This window comes from Spongiivirga sp. MCCC 1A20706, assembly GCF_046524175.1.
Lineage (GTDB): Bacteria > Bacteroidota > Bacteroidia > Flavobacteriales > Flavobacteriaceae > Spongiivirga.
On sequence record NZ_JBEFZF010000002.1, the window covers coordinates 617,169 to 633,364 of the forward strand.

The following is a 16,196-nucleotide window of genomic DNA, read 5'->3' on the forward strand; positions in this document are numbered from 1 at the left end:
GTATATCTCTTAAGTCATTAATTTGAATCATTTTTGATTTAAAACCTTTACATGACTTTACGATTTTCTTACCCTTATGCAACTGCCTTTTGTCTCTTATTGTTTTTATGCGGAGAATTGCATGAATTGGTTCATACCTCTGTGGGAAGATTACTTTGCGAATGCTGGGGAAGCAGAGACTTCAATGTATGGAGCTTATGTGAATCTTGTAAAATAAGTGATCAGTTGTCAACAATAGCCACTTTCGCTGGCCCCATGTTTTCGTTTGGACTAATATGGTTAGGTTGGTTGTTATTAAAAAAAAATGACAAGAAGGGGATTAAATCTTTAGGATTTTCGCTCATTTTTGCAAACCTTCCTTTTGCCAGAATATATACTGCAGCCTATGGAGCAGGAGATGAAGTGTCGGCATTGTATACATTAAGTTCTAATTATAAATTTTCTTGGATTCTCGGACTACTTATAGTTGTTGGGCTCTCGATTATACCTTTGGTTGCGGCTTTTAAGGCTATCAAGAATAAAAACAGGATTGGGATTTTTGTATTATTTCTCATCGGACCAATGATTATTTCATTGATTGTAGTTTTGGGACTGATGAATACATTATTGAGTAATGGTCTGCTAAATAAGACTTGGGTTTTAGGGTCACCACTACTAGTTACCCTATGGACAATACTACTTATAATATCATTTTTAGGATACGCTAAACATCTGAAAAACTTGCCAAAATGAATTTAATAACTAGAAAAAGAATCAACTTATTTGCATCATTGTTATTCCTTATTATTTCATGCAAAGAGGTTAAAGAAGAACCTACTAAAGTCGAAAATATATCTTTTGAAAGTAAGCTTATACCTTCTTTTCAGTCAGCTACTAGCCCAATATACTATTCAATTGATGACAGACTTGATTACTATAATATTGTAGGAGCTAGTATTGTTGTGGTAAAAGAGGGAATAATAACGACCCAAAAACATTATGGCTATGGGCAGATTGGCCAAGATAGTGTAAAAATTAGTGATAAGACCTTATTTCAGGCAGGTTCTATTTCTAAATCTATTACGGCTATGGCTATCATGAAATTAGCTGAGAGCGGTATTCTAGATCTTGATGAAGATATTAATACTTACCTAAAAACTTGGCAACTAGAGAAGCCCAGTTTTATTGAAGATGCACCTGTTACAATAAGACAGTTTCTTAGTCATACATCTGGTATGATAAATAACAATTATCGGGGCTTTCCGCAAAATGAAACATTACCTTCACTAGAAGAAATGTTAAAAGGAAAACCACCTTATAAAGGCGCGATATTAGATACTGTTCCCACAGCAATACATCGATATTCAAACACAGGTTATGGCGTGCTTGAAAAAATGATAGAAGACGTAACAAATAGTTCTTTTGAAGATGCAATGAAACAACTGGTTCTAGAACCTTTCAATATGCGCAACAGTACTTTTGAGACTCTAACGAGCGAAGATAGCGCTAATGTAAGTCATGCTTTTAATGCTGATGGTGGAGTTCATAAAGGCCTTTGGTATAATCCAGCAGTAAAAGGAGGTGGAGGTTTATGGTCCACTGCCGAAGACCTAGCGCGTTTTTGTTTAAAAATACAAGACATAGTCCAAGGTAGAGACGACTATATTACATCTGCTTCAATGTTAAAAATGTTACAACCTGTTTTGTCGAATTACGGATTGGGTTTTTATCTTAAAAACAAAGAGGATGATTTGATTTTTTTTCATAGTGGAAAGATGAAAGGCTTTACAAATTTGATGGCAGGCTATGCGAATACTAAAAATGCGGTGGTTATATTAACAAATTCTGACCAAGGAGGGTATTTTTTTAGTGAAGTTTTGCGAGGTATTTCCAATGAGTATCATTGGGATTTTATGCAGCCAAAAACTATTGAGACAGTTGAACTTTCAGATGAGCTACAACTAGCTTACGAAGGGGTTTACTCGGGTGAATACGAAGAAGAAATATATACTATTGAGTTAAAGAAAAGCGGAACATATTTGTTATTAATTGATAAAGACGAAGAAGATAAAGCTTATGCTTTAAAAGCACTATCCGATACACTACTTATTGATGTGAATGATGGCGAAAGACTCGCTTTTATAAAGCAGCCAAGTAATAATTATGAAATTTTATGGAATAATTTGATCACATTTAAAAAAGTTGATGAATAATAGAAAGATAACGGTTCAAGTAATAATTTTTAGTGTTTTTGTACTTCTTTGGTCTTTATTATGGACAATTTATAAAACTGAACTTTCCGAACTATATACACAACAATGGTATTTTTATTATTTGTTTGGGCTCGTACCGGCTATTGGGCTATCGTTGGGTGCCCTAGTATTTAGAAAAAATAATATTACCGGAAATTTCACTTTATCTGGGAAGAATGGTGTTCGCTCAGTTACTGCAGCGGTAATCCCCGTCATTTTACTAACCATAGTTGGTGTTGCCAATTCTTATCAAGTCCAAGAAAACATATTTGGGTTTTATACTGGATGTATTGTTTTGGTGTATGTTTTAATGGAAGAATATGGTTGGAGGGGGTATTTACATCCAGCGCTTTTCTCAACAGGACTTAATAAGTGGTTGGTTTATGTCATAACTGGTAGTATTTGGTATTTATGGCATTGGTTCTTCTTAAGATCGGAAAGTGGGAGTTCAAAAATTGCCCTTTTACCGTTATTAATTTTTGCTAGTGCCGGATTGGATATTATACTTCAAAAAACAAAGTCAATTCTTTGGTGTGGTTCGTTTCACAGTATAGTCAATATATTATTTATGTACGGAGTTGTAAGTAACGCAATATCAAAACTGGAGAAAGCGATTATTTTATTAGTGTCTATTTTGATTTGGACCCTTCTTTTAAAAAGGTATAATGCATCAAAACACAAAATAACCAAAGACCCATACAAATAATTTAAATTATGAAGTCATTTATGATAATAGTGATTCTCCTTCTTGTCTTGTCGTGTGAATCAGACACATCAAACGATTCAAATAGCTCTAATTTCACGCATACTGATTATGAGGTGCTTTTTGAAAATGATCCTAATGGTATTACATTATTTTTTACTGGAGTTAACTATAAGGGTAGCGATTTCGATAAAGAGATAGGAAGGTATCGGTTTGATGCTATTCGTGTCATAAATAAGATTTTTGAAACGCCTCCTTTTTCAGAATATAAGGAGAATTATAATGCCATCATACTTTATCTTGATCCTGAGCCGGATCAAGATTCGTTTGAAACCAGTCCTGAACAAATGGTGCGTTCTTTGTTTCCTAATTTTAAAGAAACTGACATTATACTAATTTCAACAAAAAACGCTTCCCGTAATCAAGGTACCGCTGGTGCTGTAGATGCGGCTTTTCCCAATAATAATATGTGGATTATGATTCATGAAGTAGGTCATGTTGCGGGAAAACTCGGTGAAGAATATCGTGTTCCTTGTAACTTTTTGGAGGACACCTCTACAACGGCAAATTTAGATATCACAAATGATGAACAACTAGTAAAATGGAAGCATTTTATCAACCTTCCGGGTTATAATGAAATAGGTGTTTTTAAAAGAAGTTGTGGAACGCCTTACGCTGCTTGGAAACCATCTAGAAACTGCATAATGGATGAAGGAGCTAAATTTTGTGCAGTTTGTAGGGAAGCAATAGTCAAAAATATTATGATTGCTACAAATCGTCCTTATGACTTTGAAGATTTTCTTGAAATGGACCTAAAAAATACCAACCGATGATTAGATAAGTTTAAGTCTGAATAAGACTAGTCCAACTATAAAAAATATCAGATTAAAAACTACCAAATAAAGCATAATAAATAAAATTGATTTGATAATTCTATTCTTTAAGGATGTTTTGAACAGATTAAAAAGAACGTATAAAGAATAGACCAAAATAAAAAATGTTAGCAATAAACCAACACTTGAAAACACAGTTGGTGCAATAATTAGAATTAGAAAGTTAATGGGAAAAGTAAGAATACTATATTCACATTGAGTATAAGTGAATAAGATAAAATGCTCACTAAAATTATAGTGATTTCTCCTAAAGATTAAATACGATATTCCAGCCAATATTGGAATTTGAATAGCAAATAATAACGGTTGATAATCAAAGGATAATTCCATAATTCTCCTACTAATCTCACTTCCAGCTTCTCCATTAAAACTTGTAAATTTTATAGTATCAATAAAAAAGTTTCGAATAATTAATATTTGCAAACCGGATATTGATAATGCTAATGCGAAATAGTTAAAAGGATTTAGGTATCGTTTTCTATTACCATTTACATAACCATCTATAACCTTCGCTGGTTTAGCCAATAAATCTAGAAAAGTTTTAAAAAATTTGTTGTCGAAATTAAAGAATTGGTACAAACTTGCAATGAATAAGTCCCTTATGTTTAGTCTTTGACTAACAATTTTATTACCACAAACTCTACAATACTTGTCGGTTTTATCTATGGTACTTCCACAGTTTATGCAAGTCATAAATTTTATTTGTGAAGTAATTGTATTTGCGCTACCATATGTTAAATGTACAGAATCATTCAACTAATTTCAAGTATTTAAATTAATTGAAAAATTTGCTGACAAGCTACAAACGAAATTCATCCTAGTTTACTTTAACCATTAGTTTGAATCCTCTTTCGATACTTCAGCATTAGCAGACTCTGTGTATAGTTCACGAAGTGCTTTCATATCTTGATTTAGATCTTCACCTAAGTTTTCCAATGCGCTTTCAATTAAAAAAAGATGATTGTTCTTACTAATATTAATTAAAAAGATATTGTGATAAAAGCTACCTGCCGTTTTATGGTAATCGTTTAGCACCGCTGTGTTTTTGTTGTTTCTGGCAAGCTCATAGGGAACCTTAATAAAGTCCTCCATTCTCTTATTAAATACAGCTTGCTCCCTATAATATTCTTCAATGTATTTTACAGTATTAAAATCAAGCCTGTTTACGTATCCCGCCGTTTTAAAGGCTTGCCAAGTAGCGTTTTTCGGAGTATAGACGCTAAAGCTAGTGTAGTTGAACCCAAGACCAAACTCCTTTTTAAAATCCCATTTACTAATAGTATAAGGAGGGTAGCCCTGATCGCTTGAAATTCGATTGTAAAAGGGTCGCCAATACAGTACTTCGCTTTGTACCATGGCGTAGTAGTTGTATTCTAATTCTTCAATAAGATCTTCTTTTGCGGTTTCAAAAGCAGTATTACTTTGTATGCGATCTCTTAGACTAAGAACCGATGATACAATAATCAGTAAACAAGCTAGCCAGACTATGACCTCTAGTACTTTTCTACGATTGGATGTCCTCCCGATTTTTAGGCTCACTTTTTATTAGGTTAATAAGTTTCAAATATAATGACTAGGGTACAATAAAATGGCATAAAAAAACCTGTCAAATTACTAAAGATGACAGGTTTATCTTGTATCATTCGTTTTTCTTATAAATCAAACCCAATATTTACACCTAGTTTGTTAGCTATAAGTTTAGTTATACGAGATTTTAGCTGTGGTATTTTTACGCTCTCTAGTACATTGTTTGAGAATGCATACATCAACAATGCGCGCGCTTCTTTCTCTGGAATACCTCGGGTTTTCATGTAAAACAATGCACTTTCATCAAGCTGACCGATCGTACAACCATGAGAACATTTTACATCATCTGCAAAAATTTCTAGCTGAGGTTTTGTGTTAATCGATGCTTTATCATCAATAAGTATGTTGTTATTTGCCTGAAATGCATTTGTTTTTTGTGCTTCTTTTTCAACAATGACTTTACCATTAAAAACACCAGTAGAGCGATCACCAAAAATACCTTTGTAGTCTTGATGACTTTCGCAATTAGGTTCTATGTGATGTACTAGTGTGTTATGGTCAACGTGTTGCTTACCTTCAATGATAGTGACGCCTTTTAAAGTAGAATCAATATGTTCACCTTTTTGATAGAAGTTAAGATTATTACGTGTTAAATTACCACCAAAAGCAAATGTATGGACCGAACAGTTACTCTCACGTTGCTGCTCTATAAAAGTATTATCTATTAATGATGCATTATCGCGATCGTTCTGAATTTTGTAGTAGTCTACAATGGCACGTTTATCTGCAAAGATCTCAGTTACTGAATTTGTTAAGACAGGATTGTCAGTAAGGCTTTGGTGTCTCTCGATAATCTGTACCTGCGAATTTTCTTCGACTACGATCAGATTTCTTGGCTGCAGCATCAAAGAAGATTCGTTGCCTGTTGAAAAGAAAATGATTTCAATAGGTTTGTTCGCCAATTTATTCTTCGGAATATAGATGTAGGCTCCTTCTTTTGTAAAAGCGGTATTTAGTGATGATAAGCCATCTTTTTCCGCAATTTTATCAAAATAATTATCAATAACGGGTCTATACATGTCTTTAGTCAGCGCAGAAGACATTAAGCATACATCAATACCGTCATGTGTGGTCTCCGATAAATGAGATGAGTAAATACCATCAACAAACACCACTTTATAAGTATCTATATCGTGTAGAAAATAACGCTTTACATCAGCATATGCTACCGCAGAATCCTTTTTAGGAAATACGCTGTAATCATGTTTCAACAAGCTGTTTAACGAAGTATATTTCCAAGCCTCTTGCTTTTTACTTGGAAACCCTTCTTCTTCAAAACGCTTCATCGCCTCGGCACGAACATTATGCACAGGTGCATCGACATCAATTTGATTTTCGAATGCAATGAATGACGATACTAATTTATCTTTTAAACTCATTATTAGTTTTTTGTTTTAGGTTTATAGTTTCGCGTTACCCTTTAAACTTTAAACCTTTAAATTCTTCCTTGTTTAGATAGGATATAAACGCGGAAATTCTTTTGCTCAAGGTTTCCAAATCTTTAACAAACTCATTTAGTTGTTCTTCTTGAATGTAACCAGAGTCAAAAACTCTGTAACATTGAGAACGAGTTTCGCCAGCCGAACCTTTTGCCATTGATAAAAACTGCCTGAATTCTTTATTTCCGTCTCTATCAAATCCTTCCGCGATATTATCCATAACTGAACCAATTGAGCCTTTAATTTGATCCCGAAGTTTAAAATCTGTTTTAAGCTCCGTAGTTTGAGATATAGAAATGATAATTTTAGAAATTCTCCGAGCTTCTTGCCAGATTTCTAAATCTTCAAATTTCCTTATCGTTGCCATAACTTAAAACTACAAACATTGAACTGCAAACCGACCTAGGCGCTAACTTCTTCTTTGATCCAATCATACCCTTTTTCTTCTAGTTCAAGGGCTAATTCTTTCGTGCCAGATTTTACGATTTTTCCATTGTACAAAACATGTACAAAATCGGGGACTATATATTCTAACAGTCGCTGGTAGTGGGTAATTACTACTACAGCGTTATCCTTACTTTTTAACTTATTTACCCCATTGGCAACAATACGCAAGGCATCAATATCCAGTCCAGAATCTGTCTCATCAAGAATGGCCAACTTGGGCTCTAACATAGCCATTTGAAAGATTTCATTTCGTTTTTTCTCACCACCAGAAAACCCTTCATTAAGCGATCGTGATAAAAATTTGCGATCAATCTCTAATAACTCTGATTTTTCACGAATCATCTTCAACATATCTTTTGCAGGCATTTCTTCCTGACCTCGAGCTTTACGAGTTTCGTTTATTGCAGTTTTCAAAAAGTTAGTTACTGTAACTCCGGGAATTTCTACCGGATATTGAAATGACATGAAAATGCCTTTGTGAGCACGTTCATCAGCTTCTAATTCTCCAATATCTTCTCCTTCAAGAAATATGTCACCCTCAGTAACTTCATATTCTTCTTTTCCAGCAATAACAGAAGATAGTGTGCTTTTTCCTGAACCGTTAGGTCCCATAATGGCGTGTACTTCTCCTGGTTTTACCTCTAGGTCAATTCCTCTTAATATTTCCTTGTCTTCTACACTAGCGTGTAAGTTTTTTATAGATAACATCGTAGTTGATTGTACGTTTTCGTTAATATTTTTTAAACTGTTGTGCACATTGATTAGCCAACTGATCCTTCCAAACTTATTTCTAATAATTTTTGTGCCTCTACAGCAAACTCCATAGGAAGTTTGTTCAACACTTCTTTACTAAAACCGTTTACGATCAACGCAATTGCCTTTTCAGTGTCAATACCTCGTTGGTTGCAGTAGAAAATCTGATCTTCACCAATTTTACTGGTTGTAGCCTCATGCTCAATTTGAGCAGTTTTATTTTTCGCTTCTATATAAGGAAAAGTGTGAGCACCACATTTGTTGCCCATTAGCAAGCTATCACATTGCGAGAAATTACGCGCATTTTCGGCACGACTGTTTATTTGAACTAAACCGCGGTAACTGTTTTGAGATTGTCCTGCAGAAATACCTTTTGAGATGATTGTACTCTTTGTATTTTTTCCTAGGTGAATCATTTTGGTTCCCGTATCGGCTTGTTGAAAATTATTGGTTACAGCAATTGAATAGAATTCTCCTACTGAATTATCTCCCTTTAAAATACAAGAAGGATATTTCCAGGTAACGGCACTTCCTGTTTCTACTTGTGTCCAACTTATTTTTGAATTTTTTTCGCAAAGGCCTCGTTTGGTAACAAAGTTATAAACTCCACCTTTTCCTTCTGCGTTTCCTGGATACCAGTTTTGTACCGTACTATATTTTATCTCAGCGTCCTCAAGAGCTATTAGCTCTACGACAGCCGCATGTAGCTGATTTTCATCACGGGATGGAGCGGTACAACCTTCAAGATAACTTACGTAACTTCCTTCATCGGCAATTACCAATGTTCTTTCAAATTGACCTGTGCCAGCTTGGTTGATTCTAAAATAGGTAGAGAGTTCCATAGGGCAACGAACCCCTTTTGGAATGTAACAGAAAGAACCGTCACTAAAAACAGCAGAGTTTAAAGCAGCATAAAAATTGTCTTTTTGAGGGACTACCGTTCCTAAATGCTTCTTTACCAGTTCAGGATGTTCTTGTATCGCTTCAGAGATTGAACAAAAGATAATACCTTTCTCCGCTAATGTCTTTTTAAATGTGGTAGCAACAGAAACTGAGTCCATTACAATATCAACAGCGACTCCTGCTAATTTCTTTTGCTCATCTATTGAAATACCTAACTTTTTAAACGTATCCAATAACTCTGGATCAACTTCATCTAAGCTTTCATACTTTGGTTTGCTGTTAGGAGCAGAGTAGTAAGAGATATCCTGAAAATTGGGCTTTTCATAATTTACATTTGCCCAGTCCGGTTCTTCCATTTCTTTCCAAACCTTAAAGGCTTCAAGTCTCCATTCAGTCATCCATTCAGGCTCTTCTTTTTTCTTAGAAATAGCCCTTACAATATCTTCGTTTAACCCGACAGGAAACGTGTCAGATTCTATATCAGTATAAAATCCGTACTCGTATTCTTTAGTGGCTAAATCTTTCTCTAAATCTTCTTCAGTATACTTGCTCATAATAGCAACATTAAAAAGTTATCAAGTTAAAAGTATTTGGTTTATAAGGAGAAACTCTCACCACAACCGCAAGTTCTTTGAGCATTTGGATTGTTAAAAACAAATCCGGAACCATTTAATCCACCGGAATATTCAAGCGTGGTACCCACCAAATACAAAAAGCTTTTTTTGTCGACAATGATACGTACCTCATTATCTTCAAAAACCTTATCACCTTCTTGTTGTTCTTTATCAAATTTTAGGTCGTAAGACAGACCAGAGCAACCACCACTTTTTACACCAACTCTTACATAGTCAGTAGCGCTATCAAATCCGTCGTCAGTCATCAATTCGACAACTTTTTTACGAGCGTTTTCAGAAACTTTAATCATATTAATCTAGATTATTTCTAAATAAGTGCAAATATACACTATAAGTAGGATTGTTTAAAGATTCCTAACATTTATATAACACATAAAATAATAGGTTTTATTTATGGCTTAGTAATAAGGTTTGTAATGGAGTGTACTAATGAATTTAATTGGAAAGAGCACTTCAGCAACATTACTTTATTAAGTGCTTACCTTAACCTTGAATTACATGTAAGTATGGAATTCAAAATTTAAATACTGCGCTATCATTTAATTTTTGCAATGAGAACATCTTTTTTCCCTTTGTTAGTCATTATATCTTGGTCGGTGCTTTCGGTATCGCCAACAGCAATGATTTTTCCGTCAGAGGTTGCTGTAACTCCGTAGGCAAAGTCTAAGCCGCTGCCGCCAATATTTAGTTCATGAAGTAAGTTACCGTTTTGATCGATTTTGAGAATCCAAAAGTCATTTTCCCCTTTGTTTGAGCTTAGATCATTATCGGTACTTTTACTGTTTCCAGCAATTACAAAGCCTTTATCTAAACTCGCTGCTATGGACCATGCTGCTTCAAAATCAGTCCCGCCATAGGTTTTTTGCCATACCATATTGCCGGTATCATTGATTTTGATTACCCAAAAATCAGACTCACCATTACTATTGGTTACATCACCATCGGTGCTAATAGTTTGACCGGCGATTACATAGCCATTATCGTGAGTTTTTGCCGCTCCGTAAGCAATATCGAGCCCTGAACCGCCGTAGGTCTCTTGCCAAGCCATTTCGCCTTGAGCATTGATCTTAACCACCCAAAAATCATAGCTTCCGTTAGTGTTTGTAATATCAAAGTCATCACTTTCAGTAAATCCAACTAAAACAAAACCGCCGTCTTCGGCTTGTAATACCTTATGAATTCTATCATTGTTGGTACCACCAAAATACCTGCGCCATTGTAAGTTGCCATTGCTATCTAGCTTTTGCCCCCAAAATTCTCCAACACCATGACTAGTACTAATGCCTTTTTTTCCGGTATTTCCTTCGCCATTGCTTTCTGTTACATCTAAAAACCCTCCTAAAAAATAACCGCCATCATCAGTTTGAAGAATGGAGTATAGGTGATCATGCCCGGAAAAACCAAAGCTTTTTTCCCACTGAACTGTGCCGGTAGCATCTAATTTCAAAATCCAATTATCGTGTTGCCCTTCATTATTGCTTGCGTCACCATCACTACTTTTACTGTAACCGGCAATGGCATAACCTCCATCCATGGTTTGGATGATGTCGCGACCGCGGTCGTCATCACTACCACCGTAGGTGTTTTGCCACTCCATATTCCCTTCACCATCTAATTTTAGTAGCCAGAAATCATTTACAGGAGTACTTTTCCCCATAACATCTCCATCTAAACTTTTAGTGAAACCCAAAACGGCGAGGCCACCATCGCTAGTTTCAATTACTGCATGTGCTGTTTCTTCGTCGCTACCGCCATATGTTTTCAGCCAATCGACTTCGCCTAATAGGGGCTCGGTTACAATACCATTATTATCTGATTGCTCGCTGTCCTCACAGCTAGTTAGTAAGACAAAAAGTAGCACAAAAAGACTTATTTTTCTTAAAGACTGCATATTAATTACCTGTTTTACGTATAACAAAAAGACCGCCTTCAATATCACTAAGCACAATATTGCCGCTAGCGAAAAATGGATAGACACTCCAGTTTCCAGAAAAATTGGCACTGTTATTTGCAGGAAATGTGTCAAATAAACCTACTTCTGTGAGCTGTGTTTCAATGTTTGAAACATCTAGAATTCTAACTCCGGCCGTATAATTTGCCAGATAGAAAGTATCATCTTTTACATAACCATTATGGTCAATTGCCGATGTTGGGCCAAGATAATCATATGATCTAACCGGTTGATCTAGATTGTTAAAATCAAAAACAATGGTACGAGTTTGAAATCCAAAATTCTGTTCGTCAGTTTCATCGCCTAAAATAAAATAGCGTTCATCTTCAGTAAACCAACCTTGATGTGTATAACCGACATTTGGGTATGAAATTTTAGAAATGTTTACCGGATTTGCTTTGTCAGTAACATCGACTATTACAATTTCATTTTCATTGCTACCTATCAATATTTCCCTTCCAGTATAATCAGTGTCAGGTCCGTTATAGGTTACCACTTGCGCATCATGGCTATATGCGTCCATTTCATAACCACCTTCGCCAACCGGATTTTTAGGATCGCTAATATTTACAAATATAGGACCCCCATTAAATAACCTACTAGAGCCTGTTTGATTTGCAGCACCCACAGGGTATGCATAACCGGTCTCTTCGTTAATTACAATGTTATGTGCACTGCCAAATTCATTAAAAGTAGTGTCGGCATTAAATGATTGCGAAGTGGTTACACCGCGTAGTCTGGTAAGATCAAAAACCTGCATTCCGTGACCGTTTGCTTCGCTTACAATAAAGGCATGGTCCTGATATACTTTGATGTCTCTCCAAGCACTTGGCGATGTTGCGGTGGGAAGTTTTCCTAAATAAATGGGATTTTCTGCATCAGAAATGTCTATAAAAGCGGTTCCATTTGTTAGTCCCATAATAGCGTATTCTTTTCCTGTAGTGCTGTCGGTCCATCCCCATACATCGTTTCCCGCTTGAGCTTCCATGGTAGCGAGTGTGACTCTACTCATCAAGTCATAATCATTACAAGGAAAATCACCAGCCATGCCATTTTCGCATACAAGTCTGCCAATTAAATCCATGTCGCTGTTGGGAATTTCATCTGGTGGATTTACTGGAATACCGCTATCATCATCTGCGCAAGAAAATAATAGGAGTAAACTAAAAGTTAGTAGCAATATCTTTTTCATATGATCAGGAGGGTTGTAATATTATGAACGTAGTTTCAGCAAAAATATGATTTTTTTGGAGCGTTAAATTCAAGGGCGATCCTTCTTTAAATTATTGATAAAAGTAAACACTACTATTTTGTGGTTGTAATTGTTAATTATAAATGAGATAGGATTATTTTTGCAAAATGATTGAAGATAAAAACCAGAAGCGTACGTCCTTATCAGAATTAGGGGAGTTCGGGCTTATAAAACATCTAGTAAAAGAGTTTGACATTAAGCATGAAACCACTGTAAGAGGCAATGGAGATGATGCCGCCGTTATTGATTTTAAGGATAAGCAGGCAGTAGTTTCTACTGATCTTTTGGTAGAGGGCGTTCATTTTGATCTTGCTTACATGCCATTAAAGCATTTAGGATATAAAGCAGTAATGGTTAATTTATCAGATGTGTATGCCATGAATGCTGTGGCTACCCAAATTACAGTTAGTATCGCTGTATCAAATAGGTTTCCTTTAGAAGCTATTGAAGACTTATATGCGGGGATTAAACAAGCATGTAAAATTTATAATGTAGAACTAGTTGGTGGTGATACCACTTCATCTAACAAGGGCTTGCTTATTTCGGTAACGGCTATTGGTCAAGTAAATGCTGGTGATTCGGTGTATAGAGAGGGGGCAAAACCAAATGATCTTTTAGTGGTCACGGGAGATCTAGGTGGTGCCTATTTGGGATTACAAGTTTTAGAGCGTGAAAAAGCAGTCTTTAAAGTAAATCCCAATTCGCAACCTGATCTCGATATGTATAGTTATATTATCGAGCGCCAACTTAAGCCGGAAGCGAGAAAAGATATTATAAAATTACTGGCTGATCTTGATGTAAAACCAACTTCAATGATTGATATAAGTGATGGTCTTGCTTCTGAGGCATTACATATTGCAGATCAATCCGATGTCGGGGTTAACATATACGAAGATAAAATACCGCTCGATCCTCAAGTTATTGCGACTTGCGAAGAGTTTAAAATTGATAGTACAATGGTTGCACTAAGTGGTGGTGAAGATTATGAATTGTTATTCACCATTTCACAAGAAGATTTCCCAAAGATTAAGGCGAATCCAAATTTAACAGTAGTGGGTCACATTACTGATAAATCAGAGGGTAGCCATCTTATCACCAGGGCCGATACAAAAATCCCTTTAAAAGCACAGGGATGGAATGCCTTGCTAGACAGCTAGGCGTCGTTTACGAGAAAGTTTTTTCTGATACAACTCAGATAACGATTGATTGATTTCTTTTCGCTTGTTGGTAAGGGAAGCTAAGTTTCCGCTCACATCGGTAGTTGCCTGTGTTTTGCAATGTACACATTCATATTCCTTGATATGTCGTGTAACTTGTCGTGTAACTTTAAAATTGTGACCAAAAACGGAACACATAACACCGGTAAGTGAAAAATTGTGGGGATTGGTTCTTTTTTCCATGATGTGGGGGTATAAGTAAGTTTGTATTTAGGGTTGTTGCTAAAGTAAGAAAAAAATTTTGTTAACAAATTTGTGTCAAATTTTTATAGATGAAAATAATTTAAAATCCGATTTTAGGTTGATTTTCTACTATTTTTACTGATTCAGATTGATTTTTTAAAGCAAATGGGCAAAGTTATTAACAATATCAATTGGGGAATAATAGGTTTAGGGAATATCGCGAGAAGTTTTGCCGAAGATCTTCGACTTGTTGATCAAGCCAATTTATATGCAGTAGGGTCTAGATCACAGGAAAAAGCAGCTATGTTTGGAAGCGAATTCGATGCGGATAGGTATTATGGATCTTATGATGATTTACTTGCCGATCCTAAGGTACATATTGTATATATCGCAACCCCCCATGACTCGCATGCTGAAATTAGTATAAAAGCATTAGGAGCAGGTAAACATGTGTTGTGTGAAAAGCCTGTGGCAGTAACTAATTTGCAGTTTCAAGAAATAAGAAAAGCGGCTGAAGAAAGCGGATGTTTTTTTATGGAAGGTTTATGGAGTGAATTCAATCCTTGCTTAAAAGAAATAAAACAAAAAATTACCGATGGCGAAATTGGGGATGTAAAGTATGTCCACGCTCAATTTGCATTCAAGGCGGATAGGCCGTTAACCAGTAGGTTGCTAGATAAAAAACTTGCAGGTGGGGCTTTGCTTGATATCGGTATCTATCCTATTTATTTGGCTTATACGGTTTTAGGGATTCCTGAAAATATTACTGCCACGGCAAAGTTTCATCCTATAACTGGAGTCGATATGCAAACTGCTATGATCTTCGATTATCGTGATGCACAAGCAATGTTGTATGCAAATTTTAATTCAAGAAGTGAAACGGTTGCAAGAATTAGCGGTACTGAAGGGGAAGTTGTGATTCATCCGGAATGGTACAAACCGACGACATATTCAATTATAAAAAACGATGTGCCCAAAAAATTTGAGGTGGCTAATTTCGGAAAAGGATACACTCATGAAATTATAGAATGCCATAATTGCATAACGAAGGGCTTAAAGCAAAGTCCGAGTTGGTCGTATCAACACAGTACTGACCTAATGCAATTATTGGATAGTGTAAGAGAAAAAATTGGATTGGAATATTGATTATTTTAATTCACATCTAACAAAATCACTGCAAAAATTCTTTAAAAGCTTCAACCAGCTCTTTTTTATCCTCAATATGAGACATATGACCTTTTAGAAGAGTGCGAATGGGGATTTTATAGCTTTCACAAAAATTAATAATAGGCTCAGCTGGCATTACCGGATCTTTTAATCCAAGGATTACCATTTTATTGGTTGTTGTTTCCGCAAAAAAACTACCCATGTCTTTTCTGTTGATCATACCCTCTTGCCCCTTAATATAACCTTCAACTGGGGTTTGTAATGCTTGTTTTAAAACGTAGTCAATCATATGCTCAAAATCTTTTTTACTACTGGGAGCAAACAGATTCACAAATGACATCCGTACTAAGCTTTCAAACTGGGTTCTTGCCATTTCATTGGCTCGTTTTCTAAGTGCTTTTTTCTCTGAATCATCTGCGTAATAATTAGAATTCATTAGGCAAATTCCGTTTACTAAATCCGGATAGTTTTGAGTCAGTTCTAAGGCAACGTAGCCTCCCATACTATGCCCTATTACCTTAACTTGATAAATGCTTAAATGATCGCATACTGCTTTAACAGCATTTGCCATTTCAAGCATACTGTGATTGCTTTTTAAGTAACTGGTTTTGCCATGACCTAAAAGATCGACACTTACTACTTGATGAGTATTTGAAAATTCATCATGAGCAAATTGCCACATTTCTTTGTTTTCTAAAAAACCATGCAGCAATAATAGCGTAGGTCCGTCACCAGAAATTGAATAATGTATATCGATATCTTTAAAGCGAATGGTATCGGTCATAAATGATAATTGTTTCTATGGCAAAAATCGGCTAATTTGATTTGAATTTGA

The 16,196-nt window shown here is 35.6% G+C and carries 17 protein-coding genes; 6 read left to right on the forward strand and 11 right to left on the reverse strand.

Translation table 11 applies throughout. The annotated features are described in order from the left end of the window. Positions 1–51: 51 nt before the first annotated feature. Genes ABN763_RS06910 through ABN763_RS06925 form a run of 4 tightly spaced genes read left to right on the forward strand, consistent with a single transcriptional unit; the run spans position 52 to position 3,767 of the window. Positions 52–732 carry a hypothetical protein gene (locus ABN763_RS06910; protein WP_410484710.1) on the forward strand — a complete coding sequence of 227 codons (681 nt, stop codon included), beginning with the start codon at positions 52–54 and terminating at the stop codon, positions 730–732. After that, on the forward strand, positions 729–2,192 hold the full coding sequence (locus tag ABN763_RS06915; protein ID WP_410484711.1) for a serine hydrolase domain-containing protein: 1,464 nt from the start codon (positions 729–731) through the stop codon (positions 2,190–2,192). Before ABN763_RS06910 ends, ABN763_RS06915 begins: the two co-directional genes overlap by 4 nt. Then, complete coding sequence (locus ABN763_RS06920; RefSeq protein WP_410484712.1) at positions 2,185–2,937, forward strand: CPBP family intramembrane glutamic endopeptidase; 753 nt, start codon at positions 2,185–2,187, stop codon at positions 2,935–2,937. Before ABN763_RS06915 ends, ABN763_RS06920 begins: the two co-directional genes overlap by 8 nt. 8 nt (positions 2,938–2,945) lie before the next feature. Continuing rightward, entirely contained in the window at positions 2,946–3,767 is an 822-nt protein-coding gene (locus tag ABN763_RS06925) for a hypothetical protein (protein WP_410484713.1), read from the forward strand. On the opposite strand, the gene ABN763_RS06930 is transcribed toward ABN763_RS06925, so the two are convergent. From ABN763_RS06930 to ABN763_RS06970, 9 genes are all read right to left on the reverse strand, one after another. Further along, a complete protein-coding gene (locus ABN763_RS06930) occupies positions 3,768–4,520 on the reverse strand; it encodes a DUF3667 domain-containing protein (RefSeq protein ID WP_410484714.1) in 753 nt (250 codons plus the stop codon). 141 nt (positions 4,521–4,661) lie between these two features. Next, complete coding sequence (locus ABN763_RS06935; protein WP_410484715.1) at positions 4,662–5,366, reverse strand: hypothetical protein; 705 nt, start codon at positions 5,364–5,366, stop codon at positions 4,662–4,664. 113 nt (positions 5,367–5,479) lie between these two features. Continuing rightward, a complete protein-coding gene (gene sufD, locus ABN763_RS06940) occupies positions 5,480–6,793 on the reverse strand; it encodes a Fe-S cluster assembly protein SufD (protein ID WP_410484716.1) in 1,314 nt (437 codons plus the stop codon). 34 nt (positions 6,794–6,827) lie between these two features. Continuing rightward, a complete protein-coding gene (locus ABN763_RS06945) occupies positions 6,828–7,220 on the reverse strand; it encodes a four helix bundle protein (protein WP_410484717.1) in 393 nt (130 codons plus the stop codon). Positions 7,221–7,255: 35 nt separating this feature from the next. Beyond that, positions 7,256–8,008 carry a Fe-S cluster assembly ATPase SufC gene (gene sufC, locus ABN763_RS06950; RefSeq protein WP_410484718.1) on the reverse strand — a complete coding sequence of 251 codons (753 nt, stop codon included), beginning with the start codon at positions 8,006–8,008 and terminating at the stop codon, positions 7,256–7,258. Between the two features lie 53 nt (positions 8,009–8,061). Beyond that, positions 8,062–9,510, reverse strand: a complete 1,449-nt coding sequence (gene sufB / locus ABN763_RS06955; RefSeq protein WP_410484719.1) for a Fe-S cluster assembly protein SufB — start codon at positions 9,508–9,510, stop codon at positions 8,062–8,064. Between the two features lie 41 nt (positions 9,511–9,551). After that, the gene (locus ABN763_RS06960) at positions 9,552–9,881 is read right to left on the reverse strand and encodes a HesB/IscA family protein (protein WP_410484720.1); all 330 of its coding nucleotides are present in this window, start codon (positions 9,879–9,881) and stop codon (positions 9,552–9,554) included. Positions 9,882–10,126: 245 nt separating this feature from the next. After that, a complete protein-coding gene (locus ABN763_RS06965; RefSeq protein ID WP_410484721.1) occupies positions 10,127–11,482 on the reverse strand; it encodes a hypothetical protein in 1,356 nt (451 codons plus the stop codon). A gap of 1 nt (position 11,483) precedes the next feature. Next, entirely contained in the window at positions 11,484–12,734 is a 1,251-nt protein-coding gene (locus ABN763_RS06970) for a choice-of-anchor B family protein (protein ID WP_410484722.1), read from the reverse strand. Between the two features lie 167 nt (positions 12,735–12,901). Between ABN763_RS06970 and thiL the strand changes: the two genes are divergently transcribed. Then, positions 12,902–13,951, forward strand: coding sequence for a thiamine-phosphate kinase (gene thiL, locus ABN763_RS06975; RefSeq protein ID WP_410484723.1), 1,050 nt, complete (start codon positions 12,902–12,904; stop codon positions 13,949–13,951). Here thiL and ABN763_RS06980 read toward each other — a convergent pair. Further along, positions 13,940–14,194 carry a hypothetical protein gene (locus ABN763_RS06980; RefSeq protein ID WP_410484724.1) on the reverse strand — a complete coding sequence of 85 codons (255 nt, stop codon included), beginning with the start codon at positions 14,192–14,194 and terminating at the stop codon, positions 13,940–13,942. The genes thiL and ABN763_RS06980 overlap by 12 nt on opposite strands. Before the next feature lie 165 nt (positions 14,195–14,359). Between ABN763_RS06980 and ABN763_RS06985 the strand changes: the two genes are divergently transcribed. Continuing rightward, positions 14,360–15,340 carry a Gfo/Idh/MocA family protein gene (locus ABN763_RS06985; RefSeq protein WP_410484725.1) on the forward strand — a complete coding sequence of 327 codons (981 nt, stop codon included), beginning with the start codon at positions 14,360–14,362 and terminating at the stop codon, positions 15,338–15,340. A 25-nt stretch (positions 15,341–15,365) separates the two neighbouring features. On the opposite strand, the gene ABN763_RS06990 is transcribed toward ABN763_RS06985, so the two are convergent. Next, the gene (locus ABN763_RS06990; protein ID WP_410484726.1) at positions 15,366–16,145 is read right to left on the reverse strand and encodes an alpha/beta fold hydrolase; all 780 of its coding nucleotides are present in this window, start codon (positions 16,143–16,145) and stop codon (positions 15,366–15,368) included. Positions 16,146–16,196: the final 51 nt, after the last annotated feature.

Bases quoted from the DNA above. Each gene is read 5' to 3' on its own strand.
- ABN763_RS06990 (WP_410484726.1), bottom strand. From the start codon at position 16,145: ATGACCGATACCATTCGCTTTAAAGATATCGATATACATTATTCAATT.
- ABN763_RS06930 (WP_410484714.1), bottom strand. From the start codon at position 4,520: ATGACTTGCATAAACTGTGGAAGTACCATAGATAAAACCGACAAGTAT.
- sufD (WP_410484716.1), bottom strand. From the start codon at position 6,793: ATGAGTTTAAAAGATAAATTAGTATCGTCATTCATTGCATTCGAAAAT.
- ABN763_RS06965 (WP_410484721.1), bottom strand. From the start codon at position 11,482: ATGCAGTCTTTAAGAAAAATAAGTCTTTTTGTGCTACTTTTTGTCTTA.
- ABN763_RS06945 (WP_410484717.1), bottom strand. From the start codon at position 7,220: ATGGCAACGATAAGGAAATTTGAAGATTTAGAAATCTGGCAAGAAGCT.
- sufB (WP_410484719.1), bottom strand. From the start codon at position 9,510: ATGAGCAAGTATACTGAAGAAGATTTAGAGAAAGATTTAGCCACTAAA.
- ABN763_RS06925 (WP_410484713.1), top strand. From the start codon at position 2,946: ATGAAGTCATTTATGATAATAGTGATTCTCCTTCTTGTCTTGTCGTGT.
- ABN763_RS06980 (WP_410484724.1), bottom strand. From the start codon at position 14,194: ATGGAAAAAAGAACCAATCCCCACAATTTTTCACTTACCGGTGTTATG.
- ABN763_RS06960 (WP_410484720.1), bottom strand. From the start codon at position 9,881: ATGATTAAAGTTTCTGAAAACGCTCGTAAAAAAGTTGTCGAATTGATG.
- ABN763_RS06970 (WP_410484722.1), bottom strand. From the start codon at position 12,734: ATGAAAAAGATATTGCTACTAACTTTTAGTTTACTCCTATTATTTTCT.
- ABN763_RS06985 (WP_410484725.1), top strand. From the start codon at position 14,360: ATGGGCAAAGTTATTAACAATATCAATTGGGGAATAATAGGTTTAGGG.
- ABN763_RS06920 (WP_410484712.1), top strand. From the start codon at position 2,185: ATGAATAATAGAAAGATAACGGTTCAAGTAATAATTTTTAGTGTTTTT.
- ABN763_RS06910 (WP_410484710.1), top strand. From the start codon at position 52: ATGACTTTACGATTTTCTTACCCTTATGCAACTGCCTTTTGTCTCTTA.
- thiL (WP_410484723.1), top strand. From the start codon at position 12,902: ATGATTGAAGATAAAAACCAGAAGCGTACGTCCTTATCAGAATTAGGG.
- ABN763_RS06915 (WP_410484711.1), top strand. From the start codon at position 729: ATGAATTTAATAACTAGAAAAAGAATCAACTTATTTGCATCATTGTTA.
- sufC (WP_410484718.1), bottom strand. From the start codon at position 8,008: ATGTTATCTATAAAAAACTTACACGCTAGTGTAGAAGACAAGGAAATA.